Genomic DNA, 20552 nt, shown 5'->3' on the forward strand with positions numbered 1-20552 from the left:
ATATCGGGCCGGAAGCGATTATCGATACCTACGCAGAAGCGACCCGCCATGTCGATCAGGGACTGTCGCTGACGCTGTTTTTCCGTGATACCGCCACCACGCGCGATATCAACCGGGCGCAGATCTACGCCTGGAAGAAAGGCATCAAAACGCTCTATTACATTCGCCTGCGCCAGATGGCGCTGTCAGGAACCGAAGTCGAAGGCTGCGTCTCCTGCTCGCTCTGACATGATAAAAGGCCAAAAAATACCATGACTTTACAACGCGTCCACGCCATAAACTGGAACCAGATTCAGGACGAAAAGGATCTGGAAGTCTGGAACCGCCTGACGGCCAATTTCTGGCTGCCGGAAAAAGTGCCGCTTTCCAATGATATTCCCTCATGGAACAGCCTGAGCGGCGAAGAACAACAGCTTACCATTCGCGTTTTTACCGGCCTGACGCTGCTGGATACCATTCAGAATACCGTCGGCGCACCGGCGCTGATGGCGGATGCGCTGACGCCGCATGAAGAAGCGGTGATGTCCAATGTCAGCTTTATGGAAGCGGTACACGCGCGCTCGTACAGCTCCATCTTTTCCACCCTGTGCCATACCACCGATGTGGATGCCGCCTATGCCTGGAGCGAAGCGAACCCGCCGCTTCAGCGCAAGGCGGACATTATTCTTGCGCATTATCACCACGACGATGCGCTGAAGAAGAAAATCGCCAGCGTTTTCCTGGAGTCTTTCCTTTTTTATTCAGGCTTTTACCTGCCCATGTACTGGTCCAGCCGTGGCAAGTTGACCAACACCGCCGACCTGATCCGTCTGATTATCAAAGACGAGGCGGTGCATGGTTACTACATTGGCTATAAGTATCAGAAAGCGCTGGAGAAAGAACCACCCGAACGCAAGGAAGAGCTACAGCAGTTTGCAACAGAACTGCTGCTGGCGCTGTATGAAAACGAGGTCGAGTACACCGATGCGCTATACGGTGAGTTGGGCTGGGCGGAAGAGGTCAAAAAGTTTCTGCATTACAACGCCAATAAAGCCCTGATGAATCTGGGGTACGAGGCGCTTTTCCCGACTGAGATTGCCGACGTCAATCCTGCCATCCTCGCTGCGTTATCGCCCGGCGCCGATGAAAACCACGACTTTTTCTCTGGCTCAGGCTCGTCTTATGTCATGGGGAAAGCCGTCGATACGGAAGACGAAGACTGGAACTTTTAACCCTTCCGCAGGCGGCTGAAAACATCAGTCGCCTTTATCCGTTTCGCAGGGAATAATAACACGTTGTTCCGCTGGCTGTTGTGAAAATAAATGGCGCTGTCCGCCTGCTTATTACTCGCATATTTTCTCTCCTGTTGTCAGGAATTCACCGCGTTGACGGCTTTTCCTCGCCGAAATATTCTTTTTTTTTCGTTGCCTCAAATCCGCCGTAATCCCTTACCCGCCCTGACTTTTTCGGGATACTCATCTCAAATACTACTTTAAGAAATTTCCATAAGGGTTGTCTCAGAATCTGAGTGTGCTAGGGTATAGGCCGCTAATATTCAGTCAGGGCTATTGAAAAATATAAGATATTCAAACAACCAGGAAACTAATTAATGCATGGCCATTAAACTTGAAGTAAAAAATTTATATAAAGTTTTTGGAGAAAATCCCGACCGCGCTTTTAAATATATTGATAAAGGAATAAGTAAAGAGGCGCTTCTTGAGAAAACAGGACTTTCTCTTGGGGTAAAAGATGCCAGTCTGGCCATTGAAGAAGGCGAGATATTTGTGATCATGGGGCTGTCCGGTTCCGGCAAGTCCACCATGGTTCGCCTTCTCAATCGTCTGATAGAACCCACCCGCGGCCAGGTCATTATTGACGGCGTCGATATCGCGAAAATATCTGAAAGCGAGCTGCGTCAGGTTCGGCGAAATAAGATCAGCATGGTATTCCAGTCATTTGCACTGATGCCTCACATGACGGTCTTAAATAATACCGCCTTCGGCATGGAATTAGCCGGTGTACCACTGGAAGAACGTCAGGAAAAAGCCATTGACGCGCTGCGCCAGGTGGGGCTGGATAATTATTCTCATGCCTATCCGGATGAATTATCGGGCGGCATGCGCCAGCGTGTAGGATTAGCGCGCGCCCTGGCCATCAACCCCGATATATTATTGATGGATGAAGCCTTCTCGGCGCTCGATCCCTTAATCCGCACTGAAATGCAGGATGAACTGGTTAAACTCCAGTCGCGTCATCAGCGTACTATCGTCTTTATTTCACACGATCTGGATGAAGCCATGCGCATCGGCGACCGTATCGCCATTATGCAGGGCGGTGAGGTCATCCAGGTCGGCACGCCGGATGAGATCCTGAATAATCCTGCCAATGATTATGTGCGCACCTTCTTTCGCGGCGTGGATATCAGCCACGTGTTCAGCGCGAAGGATATTGCCCGTCGTAGCGCTGGCTCGTTGATGCGTAAGGCGCCGGGTTTCGGCCCGCGTTCGGCCATCAAGCTGCTTCAGGATGAAGACCGCGAATATGGTTACGTGCTCGAAAAACAGAAGTTTATCGGAGTGGTGTCAACCGATTCGCTGAAGGCCGCGCTGGCCGCGGGCGAAGGTCTGGAAGGGGCGCTGCTCTCCGCGCCCGTCGCCGTACCTGGCGATACCTCGCTGAACGATCTGCTGTCGCACGTTGCCGGGGCGCCCTGCGCGGTACCGGTGGTTGGCGAAGACAACCAGTACATCGGCATCATCTCTAAGGGCATGTTATTAAGGGCGCTGGACCGCGAGGGAGCAAACAATGACTAAGCAATCAACCGATCCATGGGCTGCGGCCTCCGCGCAGCCTGACACAACACAGGCAGCACCCGCCGCCGATGCCTCGCAAAATGCGGCGAGCAGCGATCCCTGGGCCACCGCGCCCGCCGACGGCGCATCGTCCGCGCCCGCTGATGCAGCAGGCGGCGGAGGCGATGCGTGGGGCTCGCCAGGCGGTGCACACGACGCGGCAGCGAGCGGCGACTGGCTGAGCAGCGCGCCCGCGCCGCAGGCTGAACATTTCAATATTCTCGATCCGTTTCACAAAACGCTGATCCCGCTCGACAGTTGGGTCACCACCGGCATTGACTGGATCGTTACGCATTTTCGCCCGGTGTTTCAGGGCATTCGCGTGCCGATCGACTACATCCTCAGCGCCTTCCAGCATTTCCTCACCGGCATGCCTGCGCCGGTGGCGATTGTACTGTTCGCGCTGATTGCCTGGCAGCTCTCCAGCTTCAGCATGGGCGTTGCGACGCTGGTGTCGCTGATCCTGATTGGCGCGATTGGCGCCTGGTCGCAGGCGATGGTCACGCTGGCGCTGGTGCTGACCGCACTGCTGTTCTGCGTAATTATCGGGTTGCCGATGGGCATCTGGCTGGCGCGCAGCGAGCGGGCGGCGAAGTTTATTCGACCGCTACTGGATGCGATGCAGACCACGCCGGCCTTTGTCTACCTGGTGCCGATTGTGATGCTGTTTGGTATCGGAAACGTACCGGGCGTGGTGGTGACGATAATCTTTGCCCTGCCGCCGATTATCCGTCTGACCATCCTTGGCATCCGCCAGGTGCCGGCGGACCTGATTGAGGCGGCGGAATCTTTCGGCGCCAGTCCGCGCCAGATGCTGTTTAAAGTGCAGCTGCCGCTGGCCATGCCAACCATTATGGCGGGCGTGAACCAGACGCTGATGCTCGCGCTGTCGATGGTGGTGATCGCCTCAATGATCGCCGTGGGCGGTCTGGGTCAGATGGTTCTGCGCGGTATTGGCCGGCTGGATATGGGTCTGGCGACCGTTGGCGGAGTTGGGATCGTGATCCTGGCGATTATTCTTGACCGCCTGACGCAGTCGGTTGGACGCGACAGCCGCACCCGTGGCCCGCGCCGCTGGTATGCGAGTGGCCCTCTGGGGCTGCTGACCCGGCCCTTCATCAAATAATTCCTCTCTTATCGGCGGCGTGCCCGCACGCCGCCAGTGACGAAACATTAATAAGGACTCACTATGCGTAAGACAATACTTCTCGCCGCCACGTTAACCGCGCTGGCCGCCACCCAGGTTTCCGCCGCCGATCTGCCCGGCAAAGGCGTTACCGTAAAACCGGTGCAGAGCACCATTTCCGAAGAGACTTTCCAGACGCTGTTAGTGAGCCGCGCGCTGGAAAAACTTGGTTACACCGTTGAGCAGACCAATGAAGTCGATTACAACGTAGGCTACACCACTATCGCTGCGGGCGACGCCACCTTCATTGCCACCAACTGGAAGCCGCTGCATGACGATATGTATAAAGCCGCAGGCGGCGACGCGAAATTCTACCGGGCAGGCACTTACGTGCAGGGCGCCGCGCAGGGTTATCTGATCGACAAGAAAACCGCAGAGAAATACCACATCACTCGCATCGATCAGCTTAAAGATCCCAGGCTCGCGAAGCTGTTTGACAGCAACGGCGACGGCAAAGCGGACATGACTGGCTGTACGCCTGGCTGGGGCTGTGAAGCAGTGATCAACCATCAGATCAAAGCCTTTGAACTGAGCAACACCGTTGAGCACAATCAGGGCAACTACGCAGCGATGATGGCCGACACCATCAGCCGCTTTAAAGCGGGAAAACCGGTGCTCTATTACACCTGGACGCCGTACTGGGTGAGCGATGTACTGGTGCCGGGCCGTGATGTTGTCTGGTTACAGGTGCCGTTCACCTCCATGCCTGGCGAGCAGAAAAATGTGGAAACCAAACTGCCTAACGGCGCCAACTATGGCTTCCCGGTTAACTCTATGCACATTGTTGCCAATAAGGCATGGACGGAGAAAAACCCGGCGGCGGCGAAGCTGTTCTCTGAGATGAAGCTACCGATTGCAGATATCAACGCGCAGAATTCCCGTATGCATCAGGGGCAGTCTTCAGAAGACGCCATCAATGCGCACGTTGATGGCTGGATCAAAGCGCACCAGGCAGAATTTGACGGCTGGATAAAAGACGCGATGGCGGCGGCAAAATAATTCACGCCCTGCTGATCTGAGGCGGCCTGCGGGCCGCTTTTTTTATGGCAGCCCCGGGAAATTATCTTATGAATGAAATAGTTTTTTAGGTTATTATTCACCTTATTGCTATTTCCTGACCCTGTTGAGTACGATGAAACCTGTTCAGCCCGGACTAAATCCCGCTCTGGTTGCCCTGATGTCGCTGGCAACCGGCCTCGCCGTCGCCTGTAACTACTATGTCCAGCCGCTACTGGCAACCGTTGCACGTACCTTTGATCTCTCCGTCAATCAGGCAGGATTTATCGTGACCACCGCGCAGCTCGGTTACGCCGCCGGGCTGCTGTTGCTGGTGCCACTGGGCGATATGCTGGAGCGCCGGGGGCTGATCGTGGTGATGACCCTGCTGGCGGCAGGCGGTATGGTGATCACCGCCCTCTCGCCCACGCTGCCGCTGATGCTGCTTGGTACTGCGCTGACCGGTCTGTTTTCCGTGGTGGCGCAGATTCTGGTGCCGCTTGCCGCGACGCTGGCCGAGCCAGCGAAACGTGGCAAAGTGGTCGGCACGGTGATGAGCGGACTGCTGCTCGGCATCCTGCTGGCACGCACCGTTGCGGGCGGACTGGCGCAACTCGGCGGCTGGCGCACTGTTTACTGGGTCGCCAGCGCGCTGATGGCATTAATGGCACTGGCGCTCTGGCGCTATTTGCCCCGTTATAAGCAGGCGGTCGCCCTCAACTACGGCCAGCTTCTGGGTTCCATTTTTACGCTGTTTATCTCCTCACCGCTGCTAAGAACACGGGCGCTGACCGGCTGCCTGGCCTTCGCTAACTTCAGCATACTGTGGACATCAATGGCCTTTCTGCTGGCCGCTGAGCCTTATCACTATTCCGAAGGCGCCATCGGTCTGCTGGGCCTGGTTGGCGCTGCGGGCGCGCTGGCCGCACGTCAGGCCGGTTCACTGGCGGACAGCGGCAAAGCGAAGCTCACCACAACCGTCGGGCTGCTGATCATGCTGCTTTCGTGGCTGTTCACCGCACTGGGCGGCCATTCGCTGATCGCATTGATCGTGGGCATTATCCTGCTGGATCTGGCGGTACAGGGCGTGCATATCACCAACCAAAGCGTCATCTATCGCGAGATGCCTGAAGCGCGCAACCGGCTTACCGCAGGCTATATGACCAGCTATTTCATCGGCGGCGCGGCAGGCTCGTTGATCTCCGCCAGCGCTTACCATTTCGCGGGCTGGACGGGCGTCTGCGCGGCGGGCGTTATTTTAAACGTGTTGAATTTATTACAATGGTGGCGCGGCGCACATCATGAAGCGGTGAATTATTAGGCCGCATATAGTAAATATCAGAAATTTCTGCCTTATCGACCTGTTAAGCGGATGGACACTTTGATAAGGTAAGGCTGTGGTTATGATCAGGATCATATTTTCGCGCGTAATTATAAGACGGGAAAACAGCCTTCGCGCCAGACGCGCAACATTTATGAAATCTGACCAACATTTTGGCTTATCAAATTTTCCATTGATAGCACCCGCATCGACTTTACGATGCTGTTCACCTTCCAGGTGAAGGAGCAACCTGGACACGATTGACGGCGTCACCGCCCGCCGCCGTCATTATATTACTCGTTGCAAATTGTGAGGTTTTACCAAATGGAAAGTTCGTTTACTCCCATTGAACAGATGCTACATTTTCGCGCTAACCGTCACAAAGATTTTCCTTTGCAGGAGATCTTACTGACGCGTCTCTGTATGCATATGCAGAGTAAACTGCTGGAAAATCGCAATAAAATGCTGAAAGCTCAGGGGATTAACGAGACGCTGTTTATGGCGCTGATCACGCTGGATGCACAGGAAGATCACAGTATTCAGCCTTCGGAGCTGAGTTCCGCGCTCGGTTCGTCACGCACCAACGCCACCCGTATCGCCGATGAGCTGGAAAAGCGTGGTTGGATCGAGCGTCGCGAAAGCGATAACGATCGCCGTTGCCTGCACCTGCATCTGACCGAAAAGGGTAAAGAGTTTCTTCGACAGCTTTTGCCGCCTCAGCATCAGAGCCTGCAACTTCTGTGGTCTTCTCTCTCCGCTGCTGAAAAAACACAGCTTGAAGAGATTACGCGTAAACTACTGACCCGACTGGATAAAATGGATGAAGAGCAGGTGATTTCTTCACTCTCTCGCCAGAATTTGAAGCAATAGCATATTGTGCGACAACCGCGACGCCAGATATCGCTATTTTAGTGCACCCATTTTCGACCCATGCCAGCGCCAGTGCGCTGGCATTTTTGACTTCGGGCCTGACAAACCAGGCAGGCCCGTGATAGCAGATTAAAACGTGGAGAAAACCATGAGTGCAAATGCGGAGACGCAGAACCCGCAACAGCCGGCCAATAAAAAGAAAAAACGTAAAGGTGCGTTGCTTCTGCTGGCTGCGGTGTTGATTGTCATTGGCGTCGCCTGGCTGATTTACTGGTTCCTGGTGCTGCGTCATTATCAGGAGACCGATGATGCCTACGTGGCGGGAAATCAGGCGCAGATCATGGCGCAGGTTTCCGGTAGCGTGAACAAGGTCTGGTTCGACAATACCGACTATGTCAAAAAGGGTCAGGTGCTGCTGACGCTGGATAAAACGGATGCCGAACAGGCGTTTGAAAAGGCGCAGACCGCACTCGCCACCAGCGTGCGTCAGACGCATCAGATGATCATCAACGGCAGGCAGTATCAGGCCACCATCGAACTGCAAAAAACGGCGCTTGAACAGGCGCAGGCTGACCTGAAACGCCGTGAGCCGTTGGGCGCCGCCAATTTGATTGGCCGTGAAGACCTGCAACATGCGCGCAATGCCGTTGCGACCGCGAAGGCCCAGCTTGACGTGGCTATGCAGCAGTACAACGCCAATCAGGCAATGGTTCTGAATACCTCGCTGGAAAACCAGCCTGCGGTAAAACAGAGTGCCGCAGAACTGCGCGACGCCTGGCTGGCGCTGAAGCGCACCGAAGTGGTCAGCCCGATTGACGGCTTCGTTTCGCGCCGCAGCGTGCAGGTTGGCTCGCAGATCACCTCCACTACGCCGCTGATGGCGATTGTGCCCGCCAACAACCTGTGGGTGGACGCCAACTTCAAGGAAACCCAACTGGCGGGCGTGCGAATCGGCCAGACCGCGACCGTGGTCAGCGATATCTACGGCGACGATGTGACCTATCACGGCAAGGTGGTCGGCCTGGATATGGGCACCGGCAGCGCCTTCTCGCTGCTGCCCGCACAGAACGCCACCGGCAACTGGATTAAGGTTGTTCAGCGCCTGCCGGTGCGTATCGAACTCGATCCGCAGGAAGTGGAAAAGCATCCGCTGCGCATTGGTCTTTCCACCCTGGTAACAGTGGATACCAGCAACGCGGACGGTGCGGTGTTGGCTACCAGCGCTCGCCAGACGCCCGCTTATCAAAGCGATGCGCTGGCGCTGGATCTGGCACCGGCCAACCAGATGATTGCTGAGATCATTCGCGCCAATGCGAACTGAGAAAGCGGGAGGCTGTTATGGCGCAAAAACCGCTTGAAGGCATGCCGCTGGTTCTGATGACCATCGCGCTGTCGCTGGCCACCTTTATGCAGGTGCTTGACTCAACCATCGCCAACGTGGCGATACCGACGATTGCCGGTAACCTTGGCGCCTCGAACTCGCAGGGCACCTGGGTTATCACCTCGTTTGGCGTGGCGAACGCCATTTCGATTCCGATTACCGGCTGGCTGGCGAAGCGCGTCGGTGAAGTGAAGCTCTTCGTCTGGGCCACGGCGGCGTTCGCCGTGGCTTCCTGGCTGTGCGGCATGTCAGAAAGCCTTTCCATGCTGATCTTCTTTCGCGTTATCCAGGGCGTGGTGGCCGGGCCGCTGATCCCGCTGTCGCAAAGCCTGCTGCTCAGTAACTATCCGCCCGCCAAACGCAGCATCGCGCTCTCATTGTGGGCGATGACGGTAATCGTTGCGCCTATCTGCGGCCCGATCCTCGGCGGCTGGATCAGTGATAACTATCACTGGGGCTGGATCTTCTTCATCAACGTGCCGATTGGCGTCGTGGTGGTGATGCTGACGCTTCAGACGCTGCGCAATCGCGAAACTGCCACGGTGGTGCGTCCCATTGATATTGTCGGGCTGACGCTGCTGGTGGTGGGCATTGGCTCTTTGCAGGTAATGCTCGATCGCGGCAAAGAACTGGACTGGTTCAGCTCACAGGAGATCATCACCTTAACCATTGTGGCGGTGATTGCCCTGGCGGTACTGTTGATCTGGGAGCTGACGGACGACCATCCGATCGTCGATCTGTCGCTGTTTAAGTCGCGTAACTTCACCATCGGTTGTCTGTCGATAAGCCTGGCGTACATGCTCTACTTCGGCTCCATCGTGCTGTTGCCGCAGTTGTTACAGGAGGTTTATGGCTACACGGCCACATGGGCCGGACTGGCCTCGGCGCCGGTCGGGATCATCCCGGTTATTCTGTCGCCGATTATTGGCCGTTTCGCCCATCGCCTTGATATGCGCAAGCTGGTGACCTTCAGCTTTATCATGTACGCCATTTGCTTTTACTGGCGCGCCTACACCTTTGAACCGGGAATGGATTTCGGCGCCTCCGCGTGGCCGCAGTTTATTCAGGGCTTCGCCGTGGCCTGCTTCTTTATGCCGTTGACCACCATTACCCTCTCCGGTCTGCCGGCGGAACGGCTGGCGGCGGCCTCAAGCCTGTCGAACTTTACGCGAACGCTGGCGGGCTCCATCGGCACCTCGATCACCACCACGCTGTGGTCGAACCGGGAATCAATGCACCACAGCCAGCTTAGCGAGTCAGTGAATGCTTACAACGTGAATTCACAGGAGATGTACCGCAAGCTGGAAGGGATGGGGATGAGCCATGATCAGGCGTCCTCATGGATAGCGCAGCAGATCACTAACCAGGGGTTGATTATTTCCGCTAACGAAATTTTCTGGGTATCGGCCGGGATATTCATTTTGCTGCTGGTGCTGATCTGGTTTGCTCGTCCGCCGTTCAGTTCCGGCGGCGGTGGCGGCGGCGCGCACTGACGTACCCTGATGCCAGTCAGCGAACCTGACTGGCATTTTTTATGGGTGGTTAATCCTGCAACTGGAGGTAAGCAATGTGCGTCTGGAGATACTCCTCCAGCCCGTGACGCCCGTCCGCACCGCCGATGCCGGATTTGCGCCAGCCCGCGTGAAAGCCCTGCATTGCTTCGAAGTTCTCACGGTTGACGTAGGTTTCGCCAAATTTCAGCTTGCGCAGCGCAATGAAGGTGTTGTTGAGATCCCGCGTATAGAGGGATGAGGTCAGGCCATATTCGCAGTCGTTTGCCAGCGCGATCGCCTCATCCAGCGTTGTAAAGGTCATCACCGGCAGCACCGGTCCGAAAATCTCGTCCCGCACGATCTCCATATCCTGCCGCACATCGGTGATGATGGTCGGTTCAAAAAAGAAACCTTTAGTGCCAACGCGTTTACCGCCGAGCACCACTCTGCCGCCCTGTGCCACGGCGGTGGCAACCTTCTCCTCAACGCGTGCCAGCGCGGCGGCGGTGATCAGCGGCCCCATATCGATTTCCGCCTGCTCTGCCGGATCGCCAAATTTTACCGCTTTGAAAGCGACGATCAGCGCAGTCATAAACCGATCGTAAATACCCGCCTGCACGTAGACGCGCTCGGCACAGTTGCACACCTGACCGGTATTGATCACCCGCGAACTGACAATCGCCTTTACCGCTACGTCGATATCGGCATCGTCCATGACAATCGCGGGCGCTTTACCGCCTAACTCCAGGGAGACTTTTGTTACGTTTTTTGCCGCCGCCGTCATCGTCGCAATACCTGCGCCCACGCTGCCGGTCAGGCTGACCAGACCGACTTTCGGGTTGGATGCCAACGCCTGCCCCACTTCCGGCCCGTAACCATAGACCAGATTCATCACGCCTTTCGGCAAGCCGACCTGATGCACGATTTCAGCAAAGATCCCGGCATTGTTTGGCGTCAGCTCGCTCGGTTTAATCACGATTGTGTTGCCGGTCACCAGCGCAGGCGCGGCTTTACGGGCAATCAGGAAAAACGGAAAGTTCCACGGCAAAATGCCGGTGGTCACGCCAATCGCCTTTTTGAAAACAAAGATGTTTTCATTGGCGCGGTCGCTGTTGACGATAGCGCCTTCGTAGCGCCGCGCCCACTCGGCCATGTAATCGAAATAGTCTGCGGTGAACATCACCTCGGTATGCGCCAGCGCGTGGGTTTTACCGCCTTCGGCCACCAGAGCGTTGGTCAGATCGGCCACACGCTCGCGGATGGCGCTGGCGAGCTTACGCAGCCAGCGACCGCGTTCTACGGCAGGCAACGCTTCCCAGGCCGGCTGTGCTGCATCGGCGGCGTTGATGGCCCGGTTGGCCTCCTGCGCGGTGCCCTGAGGGATACGCGACAGCAGCACTTCCGTTGCCGGGTTGATGACATCGATCCAGGTTTCTTCAGAATGAGCGACAAAGTCGCCGTTAATATAGTGCTGTAGATATGTTGTCATTTGCAAAATCTCCGATGCCATTTTGTTAAAACAATGTTTTTTTGCAAATGCAGCGTGCAATGGTTCGTCATGTCACGCCTTCTTCCTGTTGCCACCTTCGACATCGGGCTGGCAGTGAGCTGAAGTTCGGCATGACAGAAACGACAAAACGAGGTGTTTATGGCAGGGAAGAGAAAGGTAAAAAAAATGCCAGTCAGCATTGACTGACTGGCACAGGCCTGGGTTTATACGTTATGCGTTCTGACGCCACCACTCCGCAAGCAGAATGCCGGTAGCCACCGACACATTCAGGCTCTCGACGTTGCCGGTACCGCCAATCGACACGTTCATATCGCCCTGATGCCAGATGCTTTCAGAAAGGCCGTCGCGCTCCTGCCCCAGCACCAGCACCATCTTCGCTGGCAGTTCCGCCTGCGCCAACGGCGTGCCTTTGTGGCTTGAGGTGGTCACGATGGTGTAGCCCGCCTTGCGGAATTCATCCAGTGCGCCGGCAAAGGTTTCGCCGCCGATCGCCTGTACGTGCTCCGCGCCGCCTTCTGCCGTGCGCACTGCCGCGCCCGACTCCAGCTGCCCGGCATCGTCCACCAGCAGCCCTTTAATGCCAAAGTGCGCGCAGCTGCGCATCATGCCGCCAAGGTTGTGCGGATTGCCGATGTCTTCCAGCGCCAGCACGCAGTCTTTCTGCTCCGCTCTGGCCAGCCAGTCTGTCACCGGCATTCCCATGCGTTTTTTAATCAGGAAGCAGACGCCGCCGTGGTGCTCCGTACCGGACGCTTTTTCCAGCTCGTCCTCTTCCACAACGTGGTAAGCCTTGCGGTTGGCCGCCATCCACTTCAGTGCTTCGCGAAAACGCGGCGTGACGCTCTGAATGAACCACGCACGCACAATGCACTCCGGGCGGCTCTGGAACAGCGCCTGACAGGCATTTTCGCCATAAACGCGCGTTTCTTCCATGCGCTGACGACGGATCTGCGCCGGATCAATGAAGCTTTTACCGCTGATGCCGCCGTGATCGGGTTTATTTTCATCACTCCCGACCGGGGCTCGGGATACCGTGCGCCACGGCGAACCGCCCGCAAAATCGTCGTCGCGATCGCGCCCGCCGCGCGGTTTGCTTTCTGTGAAACGCGCCGGACGACGATCGTTGTCCTGACGCGATCCACCCTTACCGGTGCGAGGATTATGGCCGCGTTTTGGGCTTTCATCATCGCTGCGGACGTACATCACTTTTACTTTTCCGCTTTTACCTTTAAATTCGTCGTTCATTTTTCCTCCACCTGGCTGAGCGCGACGCGCGCAGGTTACCTGATGTAGCGGCGCTTAGCTATTAACTTCAGCGAAAGCGCGTTGCAAGTTTGCGACTATTATACCTATCGAACAAATCACTTTGTTGTCCTGAAACCTGAGAATCATACTTGAGACAACGTTATGTCAGGTTTGAGGTGAAGAATGAATACGGTTTGTGCATCATGCCAGGCAACCAATCGCCTTCCGCAGGAACGCGCAGAAGATGGCGCAAAATGCGGCCGCTGTGGCAGCCCGCTGTTTACCGGCGAAGTCATTAATGCCACCAGCGCGACGCTGGACAAATATCTTCAGGACGATCTGCCGGTGGTTATCGATTTCTGGGCGCCGTGGTGCGGCCCCTGCGTTAACTTCGCGCCAATCTATAAAGAAGTGGCGGCCGAGCGCGGCGGCAAAGTTCGCTTTATCAAAGTGGATACCGAGGCAGAACCCGCGCTGAGCAACCGCTTTCGTATCCGAAGCATTCCTTCCATCATGTTATTTAAAGAGGGCCAGATGGTGGATATGCTGAGCGGCGCCATGCCCAAAGCGCCGTTTAACGCATGGCTCGACGAAACGCTTTAATGCTGCCTGACAGCCAGCGCCGCTGGCTGTCGTTGCCCTCTTTCCGCTAGAATGGCGTTTTCCTTCGATAACACTATATGACTGAAAACGCCGTCCTCCGCCTGCGAGCCGAGCGCCTCGCCCGCGCCACCCGCCCCTTTCTGGCGCGCGGCAACCGCATTTTACGCTGTCAGCGCTGCCTGCTGCCGGAGAAAAACTGTCTGTGCGCCATGCTTCAGCCGCAGCAGGCGCGCAGCAGGTTCTGCCTGGTGATGTTTGATACCGAACCGATGAAACCCAGCAATACCGGCCGTCTGATCGCCGACATTTTGCCGGATACGCAGGCGTTCGGCTGGTCGCGTACCGAACCCGATCCCGCGCTGCTTGCCGCGGTCAGAAACCCGGACGTGCAGCCGATGGTGGTTTTTCCCGCGTCCTACGCCGATGCGGGTCGCCGTGTCGAAACCGCTCCGCCGCAGGGCGGCAAGCCGCCGCTGTTTATCATGCTGGACGGCACCTGGACCGAGGCGCGCAAGATGTTCCGGAAAAGCCCGTGGCTGGATGCTCTGCCAGTCATGTCGCTCACGCTGACCACGCCCTCGCGCTACCAGCTACGCGAAGCGCACGGCGAGGGCCAGCACTGCACGGCAGAGGTAGCGGCAGAGCTGCTGATGCAGGCCGGCGATGACGCCGCCGGTAGCGCGCTATTTCATCACTTCGATCTTTTTCGACGCCGCTATCTGGCCGGCAAACCGTATCATCCTGCTTATCAGGCTGATTTAAAAATATAAGTGCTATGCCCGACTATCCTCTGTAAAAGCGTTTAGAATCGACCTGAAGGATCTCTTTGGGAGAAGAAAATGAGCCAACGTGGGTTAGAAGGGTTGTTAAAACCAGCGTCGATAGCGGTCATCGGCGCCTCAACACGTCCCGGTCGCGCCGGTTATCTGATGATGCGCAACCTGCTGGCAGGCGGCTTCAGCGGCCCCATTCTCCCGGTCACGCCGAAATATAAAGCCGTGTGCGGCGTACTGGCCTGGCGCGATATCGCCAGCCTGCCGCTGTCGCCCGATCTCGCGGTGATCTGTACACATGCCGATCGCAATCTCGAACTGCTCAACGCCCTGGGCGAACGCGGCTGCAAAGCCTGCATTATTCTTTCCGCGCCTGAAAGCCAGCTTGATGCGCTGAAAAAGTGCGCCAGCGCGTGGCAAATCCGCCTGCTTGGCCCCAACAGCCTTGGCCTGCTCGCGCCCTGGCAGGGGCTGAACGCCAGCTTTTCGCCGGTGCCGATCGCCCGCGGCAAGCTCGCTTTTATTTCTCAGTCTGCGGCGGTCTCCAATACCATTCTGGACTGGGCGCAGCAGCGGCAGCTCGGCTTCTCCTGGTTTATCGCGCTGGGCGACAGTCTGGATATTGATGTCGACGACCTTCTCGATTTTCTGGCGCGCGACGGCAAAACCAGCGCCATTCTGCTCTACCTCGAACACCTGAGCGACGCGCGCCGTTTCGTTTCCGCCGCACGCAGCGCCGCGCGCAACAAGCCCATTCTGGTGATTAAAAGCGGCCGCAGCCCGCAGGCGCAACGGCTGCTGAAAACGCATGCGGGACTGGATGCGGCATGGGATGCGGCAATACAGCGCGCTGGCCTGCTTCGCGTACACGATACGCATGAACTTTTCTCCGCCGTAGAGACGCTGAGCTATATGCGGCCGCTGCGGGGCGAGCGATTGATGATTGTCAGCAACGGTGCCGCGCCTGCCGCGCTGGCGCTGGATCAACTGGATGCGCGTAACGGCAAGCTGGCGACGCTGAGCGATGAGATGCTCGCCACTCTGCTGCCTGCGGCAGCCGATGCGGGTAATCCACTCGATCTGAAAGACGACGCCACCGTGGAACGCTATCTGCAAACGGTGAGCCGCCTGATGGACAGCCAGGAGATTGACGCGCTGCTGATTATTCACGCGCCCAGCGCGGTGGCGCCCGCGACGGAAACGGCCCGACAGCTTATTGAAACGATTGCGCAGCATCCCCGCGCCCGACAGATGACGTTGCTCACCAACTGGTGCGGTGAATTTTCGTCGCAGGAGGCGCGACGGCTGTTCAGCGACGCGGGTATTCCTACCTACCGCACGCCGGAAGGCGCGGTAACCGCGTTCATGCATATGGTTGAGTATCGCCGCAATCAGAAACAGCTGCGCGAAACGCCTGCGCTGCCGGTTAATCTGACGGCCAATACCACCGATGCGCATCGTCTGATCCAGCAGGCGCTGGATGAGGGCGCGAACCGGCTGGATACGCATGAGGTGCAGGATATTCTGCGCGCCTATGGCTTAAACACGCTACCCACATGGATAGCCAGCGACAGCGCTGAAGCCGTGCACATTGCCGGTCAGACAGGCTACCCGGTGGCGCTGAAGCTTCGTTCGCCGGACATTCCGCACAAATCAGACGTTCAGGGCGTGATGCTCTCTTTGCGGACGGCCAGTGAGGTGCAGCAGGCGGCGGATGCGATTATCGATCGCGTCAGGCTCACGTGGCCACAGGCACGCGTGCACGGCCTGCTGGTTCAGAGCATGGCGAACCGCGCGGGCGCGCAGGAGCTGCGCATGCTGGTGGAGCAGGATCCGGTATTTGGGCCGGTTATCCTGCTGGGTGAGGGTGGCATTGAGTGGCAGACGGACAGACAAGCCGTAGTGGCGCTGCCGCCGCTGAATATGACCCTGGCGCGTTATCTGGTGATTCAGGCCTTAAAGAGCGGAAAAATTCGCAGCCGCAGCGCGCAGCAGCCGCTCGACGTCACGGGTATCAGCGAAGTGCTGGTTCGGGTATCCCACCTGATCGTTGACTGCCCGCAAATCGTCCGACTTGATATCCATCCTCTTCTCGCCGCCGGTAGCGAATTTTCTCTGTTGGACGTCAATATGCAACTGGCCGCGTTCAGCGGAGAGGCTGAGAGCCGCCTGGCCATCCGCCCTTATCCACACGCGCTTGAGGAGCGGATTACGCTGAAGAACGGCGAACGCTGCCTGTTTCGTCCAATATTGCCGGAAGATGAGCCGCTGCTGCGCGCGTTTATCGCGCAGGTGACAAAGGAAGACCTTTATTATCGCTACTTCAGTGAGATCAACGAGTTCACGCATGAGGATTTGGCGAACATGACGCAGATCGACTACGATCGTGAAATGGCGCTCGTTGCGGTTCGGCCGTTTCAGGGTGCGGATGAGATAATAGGTGTGACGCGGGCAATTTCCGATGCGGACAACATCGATGCCGAGTTTTCGGTGCTGGTTCGCTCAGATCTGAAAGGCCTGGGACTGGGGCGACGCCTGCTGGAGAAGATGATTGATTATACCCGACAGCACGGCCTTAACCAGCTCAATGGTATTACCATGCCCGGCAACCGCGGAATGATTACGCTGGCGCGCAAGCTTGGTTTTGCGGTTGACGTTCAGCTTGAAGACGGCATCGTCACTCTTTCATTGCCGCTTTCCGCACCGGCTGAATAACGTCTGGAAACGTAAAACTGGCCCACTTCGGCCTGACTGATGGTATTATTGCCAGTCAACGTGATGAATTTATGGCAAAAGCCATTCTATAAACAGAGAAGATACGCACTGTGATGTTGTCAAAATTTAAACGTAATAAACACCAACAGCACCTTGCGCAACTGCCAAAATTGTCTCAGTCGGTTGCCGACTACACCACGCTTTACTCTCCGGCCGATTTTCGTAAAACGCTCCTCGAAAAAATCACTACCGCCACCCGCCGGATCTGTCTTGTCGCTCTCTATCTTGAAAACGATGACGCCGGACGCGCCGTTCTCTCCGCGCTTTATGAGGCGAAACGGCTGCGACCCGATCTGGACGTGCGCATTCTTGTCGACTGGCATCGTGCGCAGCGTGGTCGCATTGGCGCGGCGCGCGGCGCAACCAATGCCGACTGGTATTGCGAAATGGCAGATCGGCATGCTGATATCGCGATCCCAATTTATGGCGTGCCGGTGAACACGCGCGAAGCGCTGGGCGTGCTACACCTTAAAGGCTCAATCATCGACGATACGCTGTTCTACACCGGCGCCAGTCTGAACGACGTCTATCTGCATCAGCATGATAAATACCGCTACGATCGCTACCAGCTGATCCGCAATGTCTCGCTGGCGGAAACCATGATGCACTGGATCGATAAAAATTTGATCCAGGCAGAGGCCGTTCACCGTCTGGATCAGCATGAGCGCCCGAAAAGCCCGGAAATCAAAAACGAAACTCGTCAGTTCCGTCAGGAGCTTCGCGGCTTCGATTATGAATTTGTTGGCGACGCCAACAATGAACAACTGGCGGTAACGCCGCTGGTGGGCCTCGGCAGGCGTAGTCTGTTGAATAAAACCATCTACCATCTGATGCCCTGCGCCGAGCAGAAGCTGACCCTGTGTACGCCCTATTTCAATCTGCCCGCCATTCTGGTTCGGAATATTATCTGGCTGTTGCGTCGCGGACGAACGGTTGAGATCATCGTCGGTGATAAAACGGCCAACGATTTTTATATTCCGCAGGATCAGCCCTTTAAGGTGATCGGCGCGCTGCCTTATCTATACGAAATTAACCTGCGCCGCTTCCTCAGCCGTTTACAATATTTTGTGAATAACGGCCAGCTTCAGGTTCGCCTGTGGAAAGACGGTGAAAACAGCTATCACCTGAAGGGCGTGTGGGTCGATGACGAATGGATGCTGATTACCGGTAATAACCTGAATCCCAGAGCCTGGCGGTTGGATCTCGAGAATGCGGTACTGATCCACGATCCCCTTCATCAGCTCACGGAACAGAGTGCGCATGAATTGGATCTGATCCGTCAACACACTACGATAGTCCAGCACTTCCGGGATTTGGAAAGTATCGCCGACTATCCCCTCAAGGTGCGCAAACTGATCCGTCGCCTGCGCCGTATCCGCATCGACAGGTTGATCAGCCGCATTCTTTAACCTCAGGAGAGCCAATGCGTAAGCTGCTGCTACTGTTGACGCTGTGCTGCACCGGCTGTACCCATATGGCGCAGGACAGCTGGACCGGTCAGGACAAAGCTCAGCACTTCCTCTCCTCCGCATTTTTGACCGCTGCGGGCAGCAGCTACGGTGAACATCAGAACTGGCGCGAGCATCGCAGCGCCAGCTTCGGCGTGATGTTTTCTCTTGGCCCTGGCGCGATGAAAGAACTTTATGACAGCCGTGAAGGCGGCACCGGCTGGAGCTGGAAAGATTTTAGCTGGGATTTAGCCGGCGCTGCCACCGGCTATACGCTATGGAACCTGGGGCAATAATCAGAGCTGAATGCCCTTTCCTTTCCGATGTAACAACAACGAAACCAAAAATGCGACCGCGCCCATGGCTGACACATACCAGAAGAAGCTGGTTTCACTTCCTACCGATTTAAGCGACAGCGCCACGTATTCTGCTGAACCGCCAAATATTGCGTTCGCAACAGCATAGGAAAGCCCAACGCCCAGCGCACGAACCTCCGGCGGAAACATCTCCGCTTTCAGTATGCCGCTGATCGAGGTGTAAAAACTGGTGATTATCAGCGAAAGCATCACCAGCAAAAAAGCGATCCACGGGCTGGTAACGCTCTGCAACAGCGTCAATACGGGTACAGTACAAATTGCTGCAAACCCGCCGAAAATAAGCATAGAGCTGCGACGCCCAATCTTATCTGACAGACTGCCGATGACAGGTTGGATTAGCATGAAAATAAACAGCGCAGCGGTCATTATTGCGCTGGCCGTTTTCGTGTCCATTCCCGAAGTATTAACGAGGTATTTCTGCATATAGGTAGTGAAGGTATAAAAACTCAGCGAGCCGCCCGCGGTAAATCCCAGCACCATGATGAACGCGCGGCGGTTTTTCCAGATACCTTTCAGCGAGCCGGCGTCTTCATGTTCGCGTGTTTTACGATCTGACGTCTCGTTAAGCGATCGGCGTAAATAGAGCGCAACAATGGCCAGTGCGGCACCCAGAGCAAACGGAATGCGCCATCCCCACGCGCGCAGCGCCTCATCGCTCAGCACCTGTTGCAGCACCACCACGGTCAGCAGCGCCATTAACTGTCCGCCAATGAGCGTAACGTACTGAAAAGAAGCATAGAAGCCCTTCTTACCTTCAATAGCGACTTCGCTCATGTAAGTGGCGCTGGTGCCATATTCGCCGCCAACAGACAGTCCCTGAAACAGGCGTGCAAGCAGCAGAAGCGCGGGGGCCCAAATACCAATGGCATCGTAACCCGGCAGGCAGGCTATCACCAGTGAACCAAAACACATCATGCACACAGAAATGAGCATCGACTTTTTACGGCCGTGCCTGTCACCAATATAGCCAAATAACCAACCGCCAATAGGCCTCATCAAAAAGCCTGCGGCGAATACACCTGCGGTTTGCAGCAGTTGGGTTGTGGTGTTGCCGGAAGGAAAGAAAACGTGGGCGAAGTAGAGCGAACAGAAAGAGTAGACGTAGAAGTCAAACCATTCGACCAGATTCCCTGATGATGCCCCCACGATAGCCCAGATTCGCTGGCGTGTACTGACGTCGTGATCTTCCGATTGCATGCCAGATTTATGATTATCCATTTTGATCCTTGCTGGAAATTGGCGATAAGAAAGAAACGGCAAGCAGCAGTAAACCGCATTAGCAGGATGTGAATAAATTGTTTTAATGTTCAGACTTCAGAAAATGTGAAGTTCGTTGGATTATAAGCCGGGTGTGCGAAGCGATCGTAACAGATTCAGGCAGGATAATTAATGTGAATGGGTTTCGTTTTTTCTCGTTTGGCGATGCATAAACGAAAAAAGCCTCATGCTTTCGCATGAGGCTTTTCCGTCTGTATGATGCCTGGCAGTTCCCTACTCTCACATGGGGAGACCCCACACTACCATCGGCGCTACGGCGTTTCACTTCTGAGTTCGGCATGGGGTCAGGTGGGACCACCGCGCTAAAGCCGCCAGGCAAATTCTGTTATCCGGAACTCCGCTGAAAATTCTTTTCGTCTCTCATTACCACCAGAACGCTTCTGGCGTTGTAAGGTTAAGCCTCTCGGGTCATTAGTACCGGTCAGCTCAACGCATCGCTGCGCTTACACATCCGGCCTATCAACG

16 protein-coding genes, 2 rRNA genes and 1 pseudogene are annotated in these 20552 nt (G+C 56.2%); 14 read left to right on the forward strand and 5 right to left on the reverse strand.

Annotated features, from left to right (window positions below):
- The 9 genes and pseudogenes from GS12_RS19615 to emrB form a co-directional block, all read left to right on the forward strand.
- Positions 1-227 (forward strand): annotated as a pseudogene (locus GS12_RS19615) (class 1b ribonucleoside-diphosphate reductase subunit alpha); the annotation flags it as partial.
- A 24-nt stretch (positions 228-251) separates the two neighbouring features.
- A complete protein-coding gene (nrdF, locus tag GS12_RS19620) occupies positions 252-1211 on the forward strand; it encodes a class 1b ribonucleoside-diphosphate reductase subunit beta (RefSeq protein WP_034949975.1) in 960 nt (319 codons plus the stop codon).
- A gap of 381 nt (positions 1212-1592) precedes the next feature.
- The gene (gene proV, locus GS12_RS19625) at positions 1593-2792 is read left to right on the forward strand and encodes a glycine betaine/L-proline ABC transporter ATP-binding protein ProV (RefSeq protein WP_034949978.1); all 1200 of its coding nucleotides are present in this window, start codon (positions 1593-1595) and stop codon (positions 2790-2792) included.
- Positions 2785-3957 (forward strand): glycine betaine/L-proline ABC transporter permease ProW, encoded by a 1173-nt coding sequence (gene proW, locus GS12_RS19630; protein ID WP_034949981.1) that lies wholly within the window; start codon positions 2785-2787, stop codon positions 3955-3957. Before proV ends, proW begins: the two co-directional genes overlap by 8 nt.
- A 63-nt stretch (positions 3958-4020) precedes the next feature.
- Positions 4021-5016, forward strand: a complete 996-nt coding sequence (gene proX, locus GS12_RS19635; RefSeq protein ID WP_034949983.1) for a glycine betaine/L-proline ABC transporter substrate-binding protein ProX — start codon at positions 4021-4023, stop codon at positions 5014-5016.
- Between the two features lie 133 nt (positions 5017-5149).
- A complete protein-coding gene (locus GS12_RS19640; RefSeq protein WP_034949985.1) occupies positions 5150-6334 on the forward strand; it encodes an MFS transporter in 1185 nt (394 codons plus the stop codon).
- Between the two features lie 324 nt (positions 6335-6658).
- Entirely contained in the window at positions 6659-7204 is a 546-nt protein-coding gene (gene mprA, locus GS12_RS19645; protein ID WP_034916485.1) for a transcriptional repressor MprA, read from the forward strand.
- A 148-nt stretch (positions 7205-7352) separates the two neighbouring features.
- Positions 7353-8525, forward strand: coding sequence for a multidrug efflux MFS transporter periplasmic adaptor subunit EmrA (gene emrA, locus GS12_RS19650; RefSeq protein WP_034916486.1), 1173 nt, complete (start codon positions 7353-7355; stop codon positions 8523-8525).
- Positions 8526-8542: 17 nt separating this feature from the next.
- A complete protein-coding gene (gene emrB / locus GS12_RS19655) occupies positions 8543-10078 on the forward strand; it encodes a multidrug efflux MFS transporter permease subunit EmrB (protein WP_034949988.1) in 1536 nt (511 codons plus the stop codon).
- Between the two features lie 49 nt (positions 10079-10127).
- Here emrB and aldA read toward each other — a convergent pair whose 3' ends face one another.
- Together aldA and GS12_RS19665 are read right to left on the reverse strand one after the other, a co-directional pair.
- A complete protein-coding gene (aldA, locus tag GS12_RS19660; protein WP_034950000.1) occupies positions 10128-11567 on the reverse strand; it encodes an aldehyde dehydrogenase in 1440 nt (479 codons plus the stop codon).
- Between the two features lie 231 nt (positions 11568-11798).
- Entirely contained in the window at positions 11799-12833 is a 1035-nt protein-coding gene (locus GS12_RS19665; RefSeq protein WP_034916490.1) for a tRNA/rRNA methyltransferase, read from the reverse strand.
- 183 nt (positions 12834-13016) lie between these two features.
- Between GS12_RS19665 and trxC the strand changes: the two genes are divergently transcribed.
- The 5 genes from trxC to GS12_RS19690 all read left to right on the forward strand — a co-directional run bounded on the left by trxC (position 13017) and on the right by GS12_RS19690 (position 18728).
- The gene (trxC, locus tag GS12_RS19670) at positions 13017-13436 is read left to right on the forward strand and encodes a thioredoxin TrxC (RefSeq protein WP_034916492.1); all 420 of its coding nucleotides are present in this window, start codon (positions 13017-13019) and stop codon (positions 13434-13436) included.
- A gap of 77 nt (positions 13437-13513) precedes the next feature.
- Entirely contained in the window at positions 13514-14206 is a 693-nt protein-coding gene (locus GS12_RS19675; protein ID WP_034949991.1) for a tRNA-uridine aminocarboxypropyltransferase, read from the forward strand.
- 69 nt (positions 14207-14275) lie between these two features.
- Positions 14276-16924, forward strand: coding sequence for a bifunctional acetate--CoA ligase family protein/GNAT family N-acetyltransferase (locus GS12_RS19680; RefSeq protein WP_034949994.1), 2649 nt, complete (start codon positions 14276-14278; stop codon positions 16922-16924).
- Positions 16925-17034: 110 nt separating this feature from the next.
- The gene (gene pssA, locus GS12_RS19685; protein WP_200884543.1) at positions 17035-18393 is read left to right on the forward strand and encodes a CDP-diacylglycerol--serine O-phosphatidyltransferase; all 1359 of its coding nucleotides are present in this window, start codon (positions 17035-17037) and stop codon (positions 18391-18393) included.
- Between the two features lie 14 nt (positions 18394-18407).
- The gene (locus GS12_RS19690) at positions 18408-18728 is read left to right on the forward strand and encodes a YfiM family lipoprotein (protein WP_034916498.1); all 321 of its coding nucleotides are present in this window, start codon (positions 18408-18410) and stop codon (positions 18726-18728) included.
- Here GS12_RS19690 and GS12_RS19695 read toward each other — a convergent pair whose 3' ends face one another.
- The 3 genes from GS12_RS19695 to GS12_RS19705 all read right to left on the reverse strand — a co-directional run.
- Positions 18729-20027 (reverse strand): MFS transporter, encoded by a 1299-nt coding sequence (locus GS12_RS19695; RefSeq protein ID WP_052118538.1) that lies wholly within the window; start codon positions 20025-20027, stop codon positions 18729-18731.
- Between the two features lie 260 nt (positions 20028-20287).
- Positions 20288-20403 (reverse strand): 5S ribosomal RNA (gene rrf / locus GS12_RS19700).
- Positions 20404-20477: 74 nt separating this feature from the next.
- A 23S ribosomal RNA gene (locus GS12_RS19705) occupies positions 20478-20552 on the reverse strand; the annotation flags it as partial.

It is taken from the genome of Erwinia oleae, assembly GCF_000770305.1.
Classification (GTDB): domain Bacteria; phylum Pseudomonadota; class Gammaproteobacteria; order Enterobacterales; family Enterobacteriaceae; genus Erwinia; species Erwinia oleae.

What these genes read in the sequence shown, in the direction of transcription:
- emrA (WP_034916486.1), top strand. Translation starts at nt 7,353, where the DNA reads ATGAGTGCAAATGCGGAGACGCAGAACCCGCAACAGCCGGCCAATAAA.
- proV (WP_034949978.1), top strand. Translation starts at nt 1,593, where the DNA reads ATGGCCATTAAACTTGAAGTAAAAAATTTATATAAAGTTTTTGGAGAA.
- nrdF (WP_034949975.1), top strand. Translation starts at nt 252, where the DNA reads ATGACTTTACAACGCGTCCACGCCATAAACTGGAACCAGATTCAGGAC.
- trxC (WP_034916492.1), top strand. Translation starts at nt 13,017, where the DNA reads ATGAATACGGTTTGTGCATCATGCCAGGCAACCAATCGCCTTCCGCAG.
- GS12_RS19690 (WP_034916498.1), top strand. Translation starts at nt 18,408, where the DNA reads ATGCGTAAGCTGCTGCTACTGTTGACGCTGTGCTGCACCGGCTGTACC.
- GS12_RS19675 (WP_034949991.1), top strand. Translation starts at nt 13,514, where the DNA reads ATGACTGAAAACGCCGTCCTCCGCCTGCGAGCCGAGCGCCTCGCCCGC.
- GS12_RS19680 (WP_034949994.1), top strand. Translation starts at nt 14,276, where the DNA reads ATGAGCCAACGTGGGTTAGAAGGGTTGTTAAAACCAGCGTCGATAGCG.
- proW (WP_034949981.1), top strand. Translation starts at nt 2,785, where the DNA reads ATGACTAAGCAATCAACCGATCCATGGGCTGCGGCCTCCGCGCAGCCT.
- proX (WP_034949983.1), top strand. Translation starts at nt 4,021, where the DNA reads ATGCGTAAGACAATACTTCTCGCCGCCACGTTAACCGCGCTGGCCGCC.
- mprA (WP_034916485.1), top strand. Translation starts at nt 6,659, where the DNA reads ATGGAAAGTTCGTTTACTCCCATTGAACAGATGCTACATTTTCGCGCT.
- GS12_RS19665 (WP_034916490.1), bottom strand. Translation starts at nt 12,833, where the DNA reads ATGAACGACGAATTTAAAGGTAAAAGCGGAAAAGTAAAAGTGATGTAC.
- GS12_RS19695 (WP_052118538.1), bottom strand. Translation starts at nt 20,027, where the DNA reads ATGGATAATCATAAATCTGGCATGCAATCGGAAGATCACGACGTCAGT.
- GS12_RS19640 (WP_034949985.1), top strand. Translation starts at nt 5,150, where the DNA reads ATGAAACCTGTTCAGCCCGGACTAAATCCCGCTCTGGTTGCCCTGATG.
- emrB (WP_034949988.1), top strand. Translation starts at nt 8,543, where the DNA reads ATGGCGCAAAAACCGCTTGAAGGCATGCCGCTGGTTCTGATGACCATC.
- aldA (WP_034950000.1), bottom strand. Translation starts at nt 11,567, where the DNA reads ATGACAACATATCTACAGCACTATATTAACGGCGACTTTGTCGCTCAT.